Source organism: Fontivita pretiosa, assembly GCF_050410795.1.
Classification (GTDB): Bacteria; Planctomycetota; Phycisphaerae; order Tepidisphaerales; family Tepidisphaeraceae; genus Fontivita; species Fontivita pretiosa.
The window spans coordinates 4,862,443-4,877,110 of sequence record NZ_CP191258.1; the positions used below are offsets into that span (position 1 = coordinate 4,862,443).

At 62.1% G+C, this 14,668-nt stretch carries 10 protein-coding genes and 1 pseudogene; 6 read left to right on the top strand and 5 right to left on the bottom strand.

Going from position 1 to position 14,668, the window contains the following annotated elements; all coding sequences use genetic code 11:
- Positions 1-66 precede the first annotated feature (66 nt).
- The 3 genes and pseudogenes from ACQS5P_RS19670 to ACQS5P_RS19680 all read left to right on the top strand — a co-directional run.
- On the top strand, positions 67-1,926 hold the full coding sequence (locus ACQS5P_RS19670) for a hypothetical protein (protein WP_428938321.1): 1,860 nt from the start codon (positions 67-69) through the stop codon (positions 1,924-1,926).
- A gap of 113 nt (positions 1,927-2,039) precedes the next feature.
- Positions 2,040-2,603 (top strand): hypothetical protein, encoded by a 564-nt coding sequence (locus ACQS5P_RS19675; protein ID WP_428938322.1) that lies wholly within the window; start codon positions 2,040-2,042, stop codon positions 2,601-2,603.
- A 384-nt stretch (positions 2,604-2,987) separates the two neighbouring features.
- Positions 2,988-3,236, top strand: a pseudogene (locus ACQS5P_RS19680) (transposase); the annotation flags it as partial.
- Between the two features lie 330 nt (positions 3,237-3,566).
- Here ACQS5P_RS19680 and ACQS5P_RS19685 read toward each other — a convergent pair.
- On the bottom strand, positions 3,567-4,064 hold the full coding sequence (locus ACQS5P_RS19685) for an FG-GAP repeat domain-containing protein (protein ID WP_428938323.1): 498 nt from the start codon (positions 4,062-4,064) through the stop codon (positions 3,567-3,569).
- Positions 4,024-4,404, bottom strand: a complete 381-nt coding sequence (locus ACQS5P_RS19690) for a hypothetical protein (protein WP_428938324.1) — start codon at positions 4,402-4,404, stop codon at positions 4,024-4,026. Before ACQS5P_RS19690 ends, ACQS5P_RS19685 begins: the two co-directional genes overlap by 41 nt.
- Positions 4,405-4,833: 429 nt before the next feature.
- On the opposite strand from ACQS5P_RS19690, the gene glgP reads away from it, so the two are divergent.
- On the top strand, positions 4,834-7,407 hold the full coding sequence (glgP, locus tag ACQS5P_RS19695; protein WP_428938325.1) for an alpha-glucan family phosphorylase: 2,574 nt from the start codon (positions 4,834-4,836) through the stop codon (positions 7,405-7,407).
- A 66-nt stretch (positions 7,408-7,473) separates the two neighbouring features.
- On the opposite strand, the gene ACQS5P_RS19700 is transcribed toward glgP, so the two are convergent.
- A complete protein-coding gene (locus ACQS5P_RS19700) occupies positions 7,474-9,960 on the bottom strand; it encodes a DNA translocase FtsK (RefSeq protein WP_428938326.1) in 2,487 nt (828 codons plus the stop codon).
- 364 nt (positions 9,961-10,324) lie between these two features.
- Here ACQS5P_RS19700 and ACQS5P_RS19705 point away from each other — a divergent pair, with 364 nt between their 5' ends.
- Both ACQS5P_RS19705 and ACQS5P_RS19710 read left to right on the top strand, forming a co-directional pair.
- Positions 10,325-10,519, top strand: a complete 195-nt coding sequence (locus ACQS5P_RS19705) for a helix-turn-helix domain-containing protein (protein WP_428938327.1) — start codon at positions 10,325-10,327, stop codon at positions 10,517-10,519.
- Positions 10,519-11,700: a DNA methyltransferase gene (locus tag ACQS5P_RS19710; RefSeq protein WP_428938328.1), complete on the top strand. Its 1,182-nt coding sequence runs from the start codon at positions 10,519-10,521 to the stop codon at positions 11,698-11,700. The genes ACQS5P_RS19705 and ACQS5P_RS19710 overlap by 1 nt, the downstream gene beginning before the upstream one ends.
- Positions 11,701-11,706: 6 nt before the next feature.
- Here the strand turns inward: ACQS5P_RS19710 and ACQS5P_RS19715 are convergent, their stop codons facing one another.
- Both ACQS5P_RS19715 and ACQS5P_RS19720 read right to left on the bottom strand, forming a co-directional pair.
- Positions 11,707-13,536, bottom strand: a complete 1,830-nt coding sequence (locus ACQS5P_RS19715; protein WP_428938329.1) for a hypothetical protein — start codon at positions 13,534-13,536, stop codon at positions 11,707-11,709.
- Positions 13,537-13,542: 6 nt separating this feature from the next.
- Positions 13,543-14,643 carry a hypothetical protein gene (locus ACQS5P_RS19720; RefSeq protein WP_428938330.1) on the bottom strand — a complete coding sequence of 367 codons (1,101 nt, stop codon included), beginning with the start codon at positions 14,641-14,643 and terminating at the stop codon, positions 13,543-13,545.
- Positions 14,644-14,668: the final 25 nt, after the last annotated feature.

The following is a 14,668-nucleotide window of genomic DNA, read 5'->3' on the forward strand; positions in this document are numbered from 1 at the left end:
ATCCAGCCGGCGGGATGCTGTCGCCTGCCGCATTGAAGAAGGACTTGAAAATCCGATGATAGTGGTATGTCCGTGGCCTGGCCAACCAACCTGGGCGGCTCGGCGCCGTTGTCGGAAGAGCTTTGGCCGCGGGGGTTGCGGCGGACGATCGACCTGACGGCGCTGCACCCCGATGCCACGTTCCTGCGGATTCTCGGGGTCAACTACGTGCACATCCCGACCGCGGACGGGGGGGATCTGTACCTCACCGAGCGTGGCGTGCCGTTTGTGAGGCATCTGGACCCCCGCAACTGGTACGAGCCGCAATGGTTCAAGCAGCATCGACAGCGTCTGGCGGGCACGGGCACAGTCTATCGGCTTCCCACGCGACCGCTGGATGGCCAGACGATGGATGATCGATCCGGGACAGGCGACCGGCGGGACATGACGCCTGGCGCCGCAACCGCCGCAGCGGGCCGGCGGCCGGGGCCCGACAGCATCGATCTGGTCGTCAAATGGTCTCGAGTGGGGCAGGATGTGGCCCTGGATACCTTCGCGCTTCAACGCAACATCGACGCGGAGTTCAACACACCCTTTGAGGAGTTTGCCCGGCTGGAGGAGTTGCGGCGCGGCGAGCATGGACCGGCCAGCCTGCGCATTCTCACGCAAAAGCCGCTGGCGATTTACGTGCCGCCGGAACAGATGCAGATGTGGCAGACCGGTCGCTCGCGGGAGAAGATTCTGGCACGCATGGCGCGACACCCCGGGGTGGAGATCGATGTGCTGCGCTCGTACATCATGCTGTATCAGTGGATCGACGGGTACAACGCGATCGAGGCGTTTGCCATGTGCGCCCCGACGCTGGAGGCCAGACAACGCGAGCTGAAGGAGCTGACGCTGCGCGTAGACCGTGAACTGGCGGCCAAGGGATTTGTGGTGGCGGATCACAAGCCGACCCACCTGATCCTGCGGATCAGGGACGGGAAGATCCTGCGTCGCCGCGACGGGAGCATCGCGTATGCGCTGGTTGATTACGAGCTGCTGTCGCGGACGGCGGACTATGAGGACTCGGTGCAGGCGGCGCGTCGCCGCGAGTACCTGATCCGCCAGAAGCAGCGGTTTTACCCGCGACCGTCCGCCCAGTTCGGCAGCGGACTGAAGCCGGCGAAGGTGCTGGGTGTCAGCTACGTATTCGGGCGCGCCCAGAGCACCGGGGGGACGCTTTGGGTGGTCGGCAACGACCCGGAGCTGTTCGGATACTTCCTGCCGGAGCGCTGGCGGACGATGCAGCAGGTGAAGCTCAGCGAGCGGGGCCAGACGTATTACGCACAGACCAAGGATCGCATCCATCTGGTGTGGAAGGTGTCGCGTGTGGGCGAGTTGCCGGTGGGACGACTGGAGGATCCGCAGTATCGACGGATTCTTCAACTGGGCTACAACAGCCCGTTCGAGGAGTTCGCATTGGCGTTGAAGATGGCCAGTCGCGGGTGCAAGACGATCTACCCGCGTGCGATCTACATGACTGCCAGCCCCGGACACGTCAGCGGGGCGATTCAGGATCGCCGGCGTTTTGAGCGGATGAGGCACGTGCTCTCGCCAGCGGGAATGCCGGTCATGCCCATGGGGCACGACTATGTCACGATCTGGGGCTACTGGCGTGGGCTGGAGGATGATGAGGCGCCGGACGACGTGCGTCTGTGGACACCGATCGATGTGACGCGTGCGCGGACCAAGGGGATCATCGACGCATCGACGGCGGCGCGTGTGATGGCGCGGCATGCCGAGCAGCTCGCCGCCGCCGGGTTCGAGGATGCGTCGTTTTCATCGGATCACGTGTTGATTTCGTACGTGCCCAACGGGTCGATCAAGACCGACGCCAGCGGGCAGATCGAATCCCGCCAGTGCAATTTCGAGCTTGTGCACGAGAAAAGACTCCCGACCCCTTAAATTAAGGGGTCGGGAGTCTTTTCCGGAATGCCTTCATTTGCTCCCGCTGCGGCACTGCCCTATGCTGTTGACACAACCGCGCAGATTGAGCAGATGATCAAGGACATCCGGCGATGTTCGGATTTTCAAAGCGTCGCGAAGCGCGACCGCAGCAGGAGCCGACGACCCAGGCCGCGGCGCATGCGCGGGTAAACTCCAGACTCTGCACTGAAAAATTCAACGGCAAATATCCGCACGTGGGGCTGTACGACTGTCGCGAGCGCAAAGTCTGGGTCTGCAAACCGCTGAGTGGACAGGCAATCCGCACTTCGCATGCGCGGCTGATCACCGGCGCCGACAACGCCACCAGCACCGTCTGGAAAGACCGCTTCCTGTGTTTCTGGTTCTACACGCCCGGCAGCGGCGAAGGGTACATCCACGGCTACCCGATCGACTGGGATGAAGCGCACCTGCTGGTTCGGATCGATCCCAACTGGGACTACGACCGCCAGCGCTACATCCCACCGGAATTGACCGACCAGATCAACGAAAACCTGAATCGCCAGTTCAAGCATGGCGAGCGGATCTTCGAGTACTACCGGGCGTGCAAGCTGAAGTATCCGCTGAGCCTGCACTTCGTGGGACAGCGCGCTACCGATTCGTTGTTCTACGTCAAACGCATCGAAGCCCACACCTGAGCGGCGGGCGGTGTTCCACTGCGATGGGATCACTTCAATGGCCATCCGCTCAGATGGCCAGAAGCTGGACAATCGCCTCCTGGGTGGTGGCAATCCGCGTCTGGCCGGCGCGGCGCGGAGCGTCGCGCGGTATTGCCCGACTGGTGATAACGGATGCAGCGTGAAGACCGCAGTATTGCTTGATCTGTCGTAACTGTAGTGCCTGACATGAATCGGCCGATGCATTGAAAGATTCGTCAGTTCCAGGCTTTGCCGCGACAGGCTTGAGGATACATCCCAGTTGAACACGAAGCGCAGCTCTCGCCGGGCAGGATCAAACGAAGCATCCAGCACCCTGGGCGGCGTAAGGTTGGGTAGAAGGCTTATGGCGCCGTCGGCAACGTCACCGCCTGTGTGCTGTTCACCTATCTGGGCGACCCGGGCAACTATCACTGCGCCGCCGCCTACGTGAAGGCGATGGGCCTGAACCTCATCGAGCGCTCCAGCGGCATGTACCAGGGAAAGCTGAAAATCTCCAAACGCGGCAGCAGCGCGGGTGCGCTACTGGATGTATCTGGCGGCGCTTCGCCTGGTGAAAAAGAGCTCTCCGGTGCGTCCATGGTATTTGAAGAAGAAGCATCGAGATTCGGATGAGGCGGGAAGAGCGCTGGTCGGCAAGATGACGGAGGATGCGATCTACTATGCGGGACAATCGCGGCACGACGAATTTCGTTCCCCTATGAGAGTGTCGCGAGCGAGGGAGAAGTTTGGCGACAAGTTGGTGGACGCGGCGTATGCGCGATACTTGGAAGACCTGGCCAGATCGGCCACGAAAGACCGGGCCGAGAAGCCGAGGTCGGGGTCGTAAAGGGGTCACTCGGTCACTTCCCAAAATGACCGCTTGGGAGATTCTAAGGGGCCGGGAGTCTTTGTTTGATGACGCGCGAAAGGTGACATCCAGCGTTTGGTCATGTGAACCCTCGATCAAAACCGGAACGTCTTCCGCACGTAACTGAAGTTCTTGCTGTCGTAGGCCCAAAACATGTGGTAGTGGTATCCGTCGGCGGCGGCAATGTCGATGTCGTCACCGGAAGTGCCGCCAACCGCAAAACCGGTTGGTGGGGCGAAGGTGGCGTCGCCCCTGTTCAACAGCACCCGAAGGAATCCTCCGACGCGGCCGGTCAGGACCGCCAGATCATCCAGGCGGTCGCCGTTCACATCTGCCGCCGTGACGGCAAGCGGATACAGCCCGGTGTCATAGCTTGCGCCGGGGCCAAACGTGCCATCTCCCCTGTTCAACAGGACCATTGCACTGCGGCTCCACTTGTTCACCACCGTCAGATCGATTTTCTGGTCGCCGTTGAAGTCACCAGTTGCTATCGATCGCGGCTCGTAGCCGGCGTCATAGCTCTGTGCCTGTGCGAACGTTCCGTCTCCGTGATTAAGCAGGGCCGCGATCGTGCCGTTGCGGATGCTGTTCATGGCAAGGTCGGTGTTGCCGTCGCCGTTGAAGTCGGCGGCGGTGACGGCATCGCCCAGGTCCAGTAACGCCGAAGCTCACGATCTCGGCGAATGTGCCGTCGGCGCGTCCGAACATGACTCCGGCGGGAATCGCCAGATCGACAGTTCCGTTGCGGTCAAAGTCCGCCGAGGCGATGCTGCGGACCTCCCGATCGATGCGATAGGTCGGAGCGGGAAACGCGATCCGACTGAGCAGCCGGCGCGGCTCGAGCATTTCGACGGCGGCCGGCGCGGTAATCGCCAGCGGCAATCTGTTGCGGCCAACAGTCAATGCCTGAATGAGCTGAGCGGGCGGGCGCATGGGAAACTCCATTGTCGGGGGGGGGCATGTGTTCACCGCGGGACGAGTCGTCTGAGACGCGATTGTCGTTTCGGCCGGCTCGGGAGGCTACTGGGAATCGGCTGGCGACCGGTCCCTCTGGGCTTAACTGACGCCGATCATTGGCGCGGCGTTTCAGGATGAAAGGTTCTGCCAGTATTGTGATCCAGATTGCAGGCTGCGGGCGTATTGGGCTGCAAGGGGCGATCCTTGGCGCCCTGGCAGCAGTGGATGAGACTCAGGTGCAGCACATATCATTCCTGTGCAGGCAAATCGGGCTGCACGAGAGGGGCGGGAAGGGATAAACTTTATCGACCAGGCAATTTGGTCGAAATATAGTGAGGGGCAACGATTGCAGGGGCCTTGCCGGGCAGGGTCTACCTGTTGATACGCAACATTTGGGAAATTGCGATGGCACAGATCAGTCCGCCGACGATTCGGACGTTTCAGGTGTTTCCGGACATTCCCCAGCCGCTGACGCCGCTGTTGGAGTTGGCGCGCAACCTGTGGTGGGTATGGCACCCGGACGCGGTGGAACTGTTCCGCAGGCTGGATCGCAAGCTCTGGGATGAAGTCCACCACAACCCCGTGAAGCTGCTGGGCTCGATCTCGCAGGCCAAGCTCGCCGCCGCCGCCGAGGACGACGGCTATATCGCCCACCTCAAGCGCGTCTATGCCGCTTTCAAGCTTCACCTTGAGGAGCACGGCTGGTTCCACAAAAACCATCCGGACAAAAAGAAGCTTCTGGTGGCGTACTTTTCGGCCGAGTTCGGTCTGCATGAGTCGCTGCCGATCTACTCCGGCGGGCTGGGGGTACTGGCGGGCGATCATCTCAAAAGCGCCAGCGAAATCGGCCTGCCCCTGGTTGGCGTGGGGCTTCTGTACCGCAACGGGTACTTCCAGCAGTATCTGTCGGCCGACGGCTGGCAGCAGGAAAGCTATCCGGAACTGGACTTCTACAACCTTCCGATCGAGCCGCTGCGATACACCGACGGCACGCCCGTCCAGGTGCGCGTGGACCTTCCCGAGAACGCGGTTTACTGCAAGGTCTGGCGAGCCAATGTCGGTCGGGTCCCGCTCTACCTCCTGGACACCAACCTGACGGAAAACGCCCCGGCCGACCGCGACATCACCGCGCGTCTGTACGGCGGGGGGTCGGAGATGCGCATCAAGCAGGAGATCGTGCTGGGCATCGGTGGCGTGCGGGCACTGGAGGCACTGGGCATCAGCCCCACCGTCTTCCACATGAACGAAGGACACAGCGCCTTTTTGGCTCTGGAACGCATCCGCGTCCTGATCGAAGCCAACAACGCCCTGACCTTCGACGAAGCCCGCCAGCAGGTGATGGCCACCAACATCTTCACCACCCACACGCCGGTGCCGGCGGGCATCGACTTCTTCTCGCCGGAGCTGATGCTCAAGTACTTCCGCAGCTACATCCCCAGCCTCAAGCTCGACGAGGAGGGATTCCTGGCGCTTGGGCGGGAGGATGTGGCCAACAAAAAGCAGGGGTTCTCGATGGCGGTGCTGGCGATCCGCCTGGCCGACCACCACAACGCCGTCTCCAAGCTCCATGGCGAGGTCTCCAGGAAGATGTGGCACAACCTCTGGCCGGGCGTGCCGGTGTCGGAGATCCCCATCGACCACGTGACCAACGGCATCCACACGCGTACCTGGCTGTCCCCGGACATCAGCTATGTGCTGGATCGCTACCTCGGCGACGCGTGGATGAGCGATCCGACGGATCACAGCGTCTGGGAGGGCGTGAACTCGATCCCCGACGAGGAGCTGTGGCGAGCCCACGAGCGCGGGCGGGAGCGGCTGGTTGGCTGGGTGCGCCAGACGCTCAAGGAACAGCTCATCCGACGCGGCGCAAGCTACGAGGAAGTGCAACTTGCCGAGGAAGTGCTCGATCCCGAGGCGCTGACTATCGGATTCGCCCGACGCTTCGCAACCTACAAGCGGGGCGCGCTGCTGCTGCGCGATCCGGCCCGGCTGCGAAAGCTCCTGGAAGACACCAAGCGGCCTATTCAGTTCGTCTTCTCCGGCAAGGCGCATCCGGCCGACCACGAGGGAAAGGAGCTGATCAAGGCGATCGTCAACTTCGCCCGTGATCCGGCGATCCGTCGGCGGTTCGTGTTCATCGAGAACTATGACATGAACGTCGCCCGCTACCTGGTCCAGGGCGTGGACGTGTGGCTGAACACCCCGCGCAGGCCCTACGAGGCCTCCGGCACCAGCGGCATGAAGGCGGCCGTCAATGGCGTGCTCAACTGCTCCATCCTCGACGGCTGGTGGGTCGAAGCCTATTCGCCCGATGTCGGCTGGGCGATCGGTCATGGCGAAATCTATCCCGACGCCGGATATCAGGATCACGTCGAGAGCCAGGCCCTTTACGACATCCTGGAAAAGCAGATCGTTCCGCTGTTCTACGACCGCTCGGTGGACAACTTCCCGCGGGAGTGGATCGCGCGGATGAAGAACTCGATGCGCAAGCTCGCCCCGGTGTTCAACACCAACCGCATGGTGCGCGAGTATGCCGAAAAGTTCTACATTCCCGCCTATCTCCGTGGGCAGGCGCTGGGGCAGGAAAACCTGCGGCGGGCGATCGAGCTGGCACGTGCCAAGGACCGCTACCGTGCCAAGTGGGACAGCATCAAGGTCGTGGGCGTGCACACCAGCGGCAACGGCCACTACAAGGTCGGCGACAAGGTGCAGGTCGAAGCCCTGCTGGACCTGCCGGATCTGGATCCCAGGGAGATCGCCGTGCAGCTTTACGCCGGGCGGATCACCCCCTCCGGCGAGATCGACGAGCCTCAGGTGTTGCCGATGCAGCATTCGCGGCAGATGGGCGCCAACCGGCACCTGTTCACCGGCACGATCGAGTGCCGCACCAGCGGGCGGCAGGGCTTTGCGGTGCGGGTTGTGCCCGGACACCCGGACATGGCCACGCCATTCGAGCCGGGGCTGATCCTCTGGAACTGACCACGGGTCCGCCGGCCGATCCGTCGCACGCCGCCGCCGGGCCGATGCCGTGGCGACGCACCCGCCTCAGACGGTCATGCCGTCCTGGGCGTCGGCCTGTTGCTGCTGCTTCATCGCCTCCCACTCTTCCAGGGTGATCAGCGCCTCGCGCGCCTGCGAGCCTTTGTAGTCGCCGACGATGCCCGCCGCCGCCATCGCCTCGATCAGCCGAGATGCCCGGCTGTACCCGATCGTCAGCCGACGCTGAAGCAGCGACACCGATCCGCGGCGCGTCTCCAGAACCACCCGAACCGCCTGATCGAACAGCTCATCCTTGGTCGCTTCATCGTCCACGGAGCTGGCCGCCCGGATCTGCACCAGCTCCGGCTCGAACTGCTGCTCGGCCGAATCGCGAACGATCCGAACGCTCTCGCGAATCTCGCGGTCGTCGATGTACGTGCCCTGCGCGCGGATCGGCTTGCTGGCACCGGCGGGCAGGTACAGCATGTCGCCCTGCCCCAGCAGCACCTCGGCTCCGTTCATGTCCAGCACGATGCGGCTGTCCATCTTGCTGGCCACGCGGAACGCGATCTTCGCCGGCATGTTCGCCTTGATCAGTCCCGTCACCACCGTTGCCTGCGGACGCTGTGTCGCCAGAATCAGGTGAATGCCTACCGCGCGCGCCTTTTGTGCCAGCCGCACGATGTGCGCCTCGACCTCCTTGCCGCTGGTCATCATCAGGTCCGCCAGCTCGTCCACGATGATCACGATATACGGCAGCTTCTTGGGGATCCGCGCCTCTTCCTCCGGAGATTCCGGCTTGAATCGCTCGATCAGCTCCTCCTGCGTCAGACTGTTGTACCCCTTGATGTTCCTTACCCCGGCCTCGGCAAGGTACTCGTAGCGCTCGTCCATCTTCTGGCAGGCCCATTCCAGCACGCTGGTGGCGCGGGCGGCCTCGTTGATCACCGGGCACATCAGGTGCGGGATCTCCTTGAACGGGGCCATTTCCACCACCTTCGGATCCACCAGGATCAGCTTCACCATGTCCGGGCGCTGGTGATACATGATCGACATGATGATCGAGTTGATGCACACCGACTTGCCGCTTCCGGTGGTGCCGGCGATCAGGCAGTGCGGCATCCGCGTCAGGTCGTCGATCAGCGGGGCGCCGCTGGAGTCCTTGCCCAGAAAAAGCGGAATCATCATCTTGCTCGTCGCTTCCGGGGCGATCTGCATCAGCTCTTTCAGACGCACCTTCTCCTTCTGCTCGTTGGGCACTTCGATCCCCACCGTGCTCTTGCCCGGAATCGGCGCCACAATCCGAATCGTCTCGGCCTTCAGCGCCCGCTGGATGTCGCTGGCCAGCGAGCTGATCGCCCCGACCTTCACCCCGGGCGCCAGGCTCAGCTCGTAGACGGTGATCACCGGCCCGGTGTCGATCTCGACCACGTGCGCGTCGATGTTGAACTCGCGCAACGCCTGCTCCAGCACCGCCGCCTTCTCGCGCACGAACTTCTCCTGCACCTCGGCAAAGCCGTGCTCGGCGTCGGCCAGACAGTCCCACGGCGGCAGGTGGTATTCACCCAGCTCCTTGGGCGGCGGGGGGGGAGGCGGCGGCGAAACCTGCCGCGGTTTGATCGTGTTCGGCAGCCGAACGATGATGTCCTTTCGAATCGGCTGCGACGACGCTTCAGCCGATTCCGACTGCTCGGGCGCGGGCACGGCGGCCGCTTCGCTGGGGGCCGGGTCGGACTCGTCCATGTGCGCCGTATCCGTCGCCGCCGTTACCGCCTCGTCATGGTCGTACTTCAGCTCGATCGGCTCGTCGTTGTGCTCATCCTCCTGCTCATCCAGTCCTCCCACCGGTGGCGTCAGCGGCTCGATGCTGCGTTTGGCTGGTTTGCCGGGCTGGTTTCGGCCGCCGCCCGCGTTCTTCGATGCGCTCAAGGCATCGCGAGTGACGAACTTCGGCAACGAAGGCAGCCTGGGGATCGCCATCAGCCGCCATCTTGACAGCGCAGGCACGTGCTGGCGAACCTGCCCGAAGGTCTCGCGGACGACCCCGGGCGTCCGCAGCACCAGCTCGTCCGCCGCCAGCAGCAGGCCGATCAGCATCGCCGTCAGCAGGATCAGCCGCGTGCCCCAGACGTTAAAGTGCGCCTGAAGCCAGGTGCTCATGCCGATGCCCACGATTCCGCCGTGACCTTCAGGCAACGCCGTGCTGGACCCCGGGCGGATGTGATGGATGATCGCGGCGAAGGCGATGCTCAACAGCAGCAATCCCACCGCACGCAGCCACAGGTCGCCCACGCGGTTGCGGAACAGCACCAGCGCCAAACACACGCCGGTGAAAAACAGAATGGGGAACACCCCCTGACCCAGCGCCAGGAAGCAGTAGTACGCCACGTACGCGCCCACCGCGCCGCACAGATTGCGGATCGGCGGATACGGATAAACCTGATGGCTCGGCCAGTCGCTGGTGTGAAAACTGCCCAGCGACAGGAGCATGAAGACCCACGTGCCCACGGCCAGGAACAAAAGGGATTGCCGGATGATGTTGCTTCGCTGCATGTGATGGCCTGGAGATTGCGGACTGCGCGACGGCGGATTGTGCAGCGCGCACGGCCTCCGAAGGCGGCCATTCGCAACGGGCAATCCGCGATCCGAAATCGGCAGTTCCTCAAGTTGCTTATCGGACAGCTTCGGTGCGTTTCTGCACCCCATCCCCCGCCAGCCCATGGCGTGGTCAGAGGCTGCTCGGCGAAGCCACGAAGCGCCAACGGCGAAGACAGCCGGCCGTGGGCGGTTGGCGGATACCGGAACCACCAATCGCAAAAGGCGATTGCACTGTCCAACGTTATCCGTTATTATCCTCATTTGTCTGCAATTATCTTCTCGGCTGATGATTGTGTTCGCTGCCGGTTTTCGGTGACTTATGATCGTGTGGCTGAGTCTGGATGACCTGGCGAGGTACTTGAAGAAGCCGAAGTCAACGCTCTACAAGTTGGCCCAGGCGGCGAAGCTCCCCGGCCACAAGTTAGGGCGTAGCTGGCGGTTTGACCGGGATGAAATTGACGCGTGGGTGAAGCGAGGTGGAACTTCTGGCAATCGCAAGGCACGGAGGCAATGATGACTACTGAAGGCGTGGCGGGCCTCATCGCAGGCGTACATGACCGGCAGCGCATTTCTGGTCTGACGCACGGTTTCTACCGTTACCCGGCTCGATTTTCACCGCGATTTGCCCGCGCTGCAATTGAAGCATTTACGAAACCTGGTGATCTCGTATTTGACCCCTTCATGGGCGGGGCGACGAGCCTCGTTGAAGCTGCGGCTCATGGCCGGCAGGCTGTGGGGACGGACATCAACAGCCTGTCCGTATTTGTTGCTCAGGTAAAAACGACTACGCTCAGCGACGATGAGCTGAAACAAGTCAAGCTGTGGGTGGATACCATAGCTAATGAGCTGAACATGCACTGCGAGACTGAGCGTGATGTGGCGTGGGCGGAGCGGGGCTATCACCGGAACATCAGCTGCCGGAGAACGTGGCCGATCCGCAAATCGCTGGAAATGGCTCTCGCCCGAGTCGGTTTGCTAAAGACCGTATACCAGCAGAGATTCGCGCGGTGCGTTCTCCTGAGGACTGGCCAGTGGGCGCTTGATTGTCGCAAACACATTCCTTCTGCGAGGGCATTTCGACGGCAGTTGCGTCGGCACGTTGAGGATATGGTGGTTGGTGCTCGGCAGTTTTCAGATGCCATTTCCGCCACGTGTGAAAAGCCGCGCCGGGAATGCGCGTTGTGCCTGCATCGTTCTGCTGCGGGGGTCGAGCATGAGCCCGCGTTGAAGGAGTTGCCGGCCCCTCGGCTCGTGCTCACATCTCCGCCGTACCCTGGGGTTCACGTCCTCTATCACCGGTGGCAGGTTCAGGGTCGCAGAGAGACGCCCGCACCTTACTGGATCGCAAGCTCTCTCGACGGCGATGGTAGCAGTTACTACACATTCGGCGACAGGCACCAGCCGGGCTTGGCCGACTATTTTGCGTCGGCACTCGCAGCATTCAAGTCTGTCGCGGCGATGGCTACGAAGCGCACGCAAATCGTCCAGCTGGTTGCATTCTCAGACCCGTCGTGGCAACTGCCGCTCTACCTGGAAACGATGGAGCGCGCCGGGCTGGTGGAACACAAATACAGCGCATTGGCCAACGCCGATGATGGGCGACTCTGGCGCTCGGTGCCGAACCGAAAGTTCTATGCGGACCGGAAGGGGACCACTTCGAGCAAGGAGGTGGTGCTTTTCCACCGGCCCCTATAGGCACCTTCAGCGAGAGACCTCCATCAGTCGAATGAGCGTGGCTGCAACGCGATTGATCTCCTCACGCATCGCTTCGTCCTTCGGTTCCTCCAGGTTGCCACCGCTCTTGTTGTGTTCACGAACCTGCCTGAGCCGCTGATACATTTGATAAAGGTGAAAGCCAAGGTGCGATATATAGCGCGTCGTCCGTTCCTTTATGGTCGCCTCGACCAGCTTTTTCCTGATCATGCTCTCCCGGTAGGCACGCCAGAGCGATTGGTCCTCGTTGATGATGAGCGTCAGCGGGTTCTTCGGCGTCGGCTCCTTAAAGCACGCTGCGTCAGCTTCGGTCCACGCCTCGTCGCCCCAGCACCCGGTGTCCCATTCTTGCTGGCCGATGATCTTGATCTCGTATGGTGGTCGCCGCTGTCCCGTGCTGTCCGGGGCTTTGGCCCTGATCTTCCTGGGTTCCGGCGCCTCGGCGACTTCGGCATCGAATGTCGCCACTAGCGCCATGCTATTCGGGCCAACAGCTTTGACTTCAAACACCAGCTTCTGACCCACTGGCAGCCCGACCGGTGCCGGAATCAACATCTCGAACCTTCCACCGGCTGGGCGGCTGAACGCGACGGCGGGATATGCCGGAATCGTGAGGCAGTGCCCGACGAATTGCCACAGGGGCGGTGTCCCCAGGACCAAGCTGTCCATACCATCCCACTTGAGACGAACGTGCGTGTCCGCGCCGCCTACGAGCAAACGTACTGGTTGTCGGCTGCTCACACGAATGTGCGTTGGCGGGTTTACCAGCGCCTGAGGTGGCAGCGGCGGTGGTGGCGGACCGGGAATGCTCGCAATCACGCGCCGTTCAATCAACCTGCTCTCGTCGTATCCATCGAAGCGGCCGATGATGCGCATGCCGGCCTCTATGGGGTATTCATCCTTATCAAAGTCACTCGGCTCTTCGTACATCAGCTTGATCGTTGCGCCGATGGCGTCCTTCTCGATCGCCCAGTTTAAGCCCTCGAATGCGTCCGGCACGTCCACGTGCAAGCCCTTCAGACACTTCCATGCGGTCACTGGTTCTGCCGTGACCCTGATTGCCTTCAATTTGCCGGGCTGAAGTCGAAGACTAGCCGTAGCAGTGCCCAGAACCAGCACTGGCCCGGTAGCCGGGTCGCCGACGGACTTGTCGCCGCTCACGACAACGTCCTGGTTCCTGTCCTTCTCCCACGCCTCCACCATCTTTGAGTGGGAATCGCCCGGCTGTACAGCCCCCTCATTGACGTGGCTGGCGAATGCGTGATGATCCTCGATCAACTGGTTCAGCGTTTTCTTTACGGCTTCGTCGCCGGTGCGCAGGTCAGAAATCTCCTGCTCGGCTGCGTCCTCCAACCTGTCGAGGTCCGGGTCTTTCTTGAGCGTGGCCACGACACGGTCGCGGATCGCGTGATAGACTGCCCCTTCGTAAAGACCCTGGCGGGAACCCTGGATGATCTCGGCGATGGCTTCGCTTGAGAGGGTATCGAGATCGACGATAATCATCGTCCGGTTCCGCAAATACTTCAGGCCAAGGTCGCGGACGATGAACGTGTTGTCCCATTGATGGTGGCGCTGGCCGTTGATGATGAAGACGGCGTAGCCGCGACCAGCACGGGGATCTTCCAGATACGAATCCAGCGGCCCCTTGCCAAGATCGGGGTATGCCTCGTCGTCTTCGCCGTCGGCGGAAATCTCCTGGGCCTTGTCGTCAGCCGTGCCCTTCTGCTTCGCCAACACCACGGCGCGAATGACGATCTTGCCCAGGTTAGATTCGACGTTCGTCGTAATAGTCTTGTCGAGTTCGATTGATGCTCCCATGGTCAGTTACCCCCGGGTGAGAGGAATTTGCTGTGGGTCAAACGTCTTGTCCAACGGCTTGCGCTCTCTCGGCAATCGCCGGAGGCGGTAGCCGTTGCCCCACATTGGGTCAGGTGTCGGTCGCGTGTACAGTTCATAGGGCAACACGGGATTGAATAGCAGATGGTTCAGGCCTTGGTACAGGTCGCGGGCAATCTCGGCGCGACTGGGGCCAAAGTTGTAGTTCAAGTGAGCAAATACGGTCCCGTGTTTGAACCCAAGGGCATCGGCGGCCGCAGCGGGCAGATTTGGCACGCGCCCGTCCGGATGCATCGCGAGGTAGGCGTAATACGGATCTCGCCTCGGCGGCTTCGGGTGAATGGCTTTTACCACCGTCCAGCCGATCCCGTCCGCATCCCCTGCCAACAGGTCAGAAACGCGGCGCGACATAAGCCAAGACATGCTGCTGGCGGCGTAGCTCGATGATCCGCCCTGGCCGAAGATGCCGATCAAGTAGGTCTTGTCCCCCTTGTCACTCTCGCCCAGCGACAACAGGGTCTCGTGGATGCGCGCTGGTGTCTGCCCAATACCATCATCTTCGATGATGACCGCGAGCTCCTTCGAGGCCGGGGTCCGCTCCAGCCTGACCCGGATATGCCTCGCAAGTTCGCGGGCGTACTCACGGGCTTTCATGCCACGAATTCGCTTTCCCTCCTTCTCGTATAGCGGCAACTGGTCGAGGGGCGGCAGGTCGAAGTATCGCATGACGGCCTCTCGTGGGCTGGTCGGCATCGGCGCTGCGCCGTTGAGCAACTCGCGGCGGCGCATCATCTCGATGATGGCCTCCATCGCGTTAACGGTGCGTTCAGCAATCGGGTTCTCGGGCTTCCCCGCCAACTTGATGCGCCCGGCGTTGCCTCGCTCCCCGCCGACTGCGTACCAGTGCAGATACCCGTCCCTCCACCCCTGCGCCGGGTTCTTCGGATCGAACACATATTCGTGTTCGCCGACGATGGGCAGCGTCTTCAGGAGAGCCTCCAGCGCCGCAATGCTTGTTGCCTTCATTGCCTGCGCAAGAAACTCACGGGGCCTAACCAGCTGGCTCAGATCTGTGGCTGAATCTGACATGTCTCTTTTCTTCCTCTTGTAGCAG

Coding starts and splice junctions, on each gene's coding strand:
- ACQS5P_RS19670 (WP_428938321.1), top strand. CDS start 67: ATGTCCGTGGCCTGGCCAACCAACCTGGGCGGCTCGGCGCCGTTGTCG.
- ACQS5P_RS19675 (WP_428938322.1), top strand. CDS start 2,040: ATGTTCGGATTTTCAAAGCGTCGCGAAGCGCGACCGCAGCAGGAGCCG.
- ACQS5P_RS19685 (WP_428938323.1), bottom strand. CDS start 4,064: ATGAACAGCATCCGCAACGGCACGATCGCGGCCCTGCTTAATCACGGA.
- ACQS5P_RS19690 (WP_428938324.1), bottom strand. CDS start 4,404: ATGCGCCCGCCCGCTCAGCTCATTCAGGCATTGACTGTTGGCCGCAAC.
- glgP (WP_428938325.1), top strand. CDS start 4,834: ATGGCACAGATCAGTCCGCCGACGATTCGGACGTTTCAGGTGTTTCCG.
- ACQS5P_RS19700 (WP_428938326.1), bottom strand. CDS start 9,960: ATGCAGCGAAGCAACATCATCCGGCAATCCCTTTTGTTCCTGGCCGTG.
- ACQS5P_RS19705 (WP_428938327.1), top strand. CDS start 10,325: ATGATCGTGTGGCTGAGTCTGGATGACCTGGCGAGGTACTTGAAGAAG.
- ACQS5P_RS19710 (WP_428938328.1), top strand. CDS start 10,519: ATGACTACTGAAGGCGTGGCGGGCCTCATCGCAGGCGTACATGACCGG.
- ACQS5P_RS19715 (WP_428938329.1), bottom strand. CDS start 13,536: ATGGGAGCATCAATCGAACTCGACAAGACTATTACGACGAACGTCGAA.
- ACQS5P_RS19720 (WP_428938330.1), bottom strand. CDS start 14,643: ATGTCAGATTCAGCCACAGATCTGAGCCAGCTGGTTAGGCCCCGTGAG.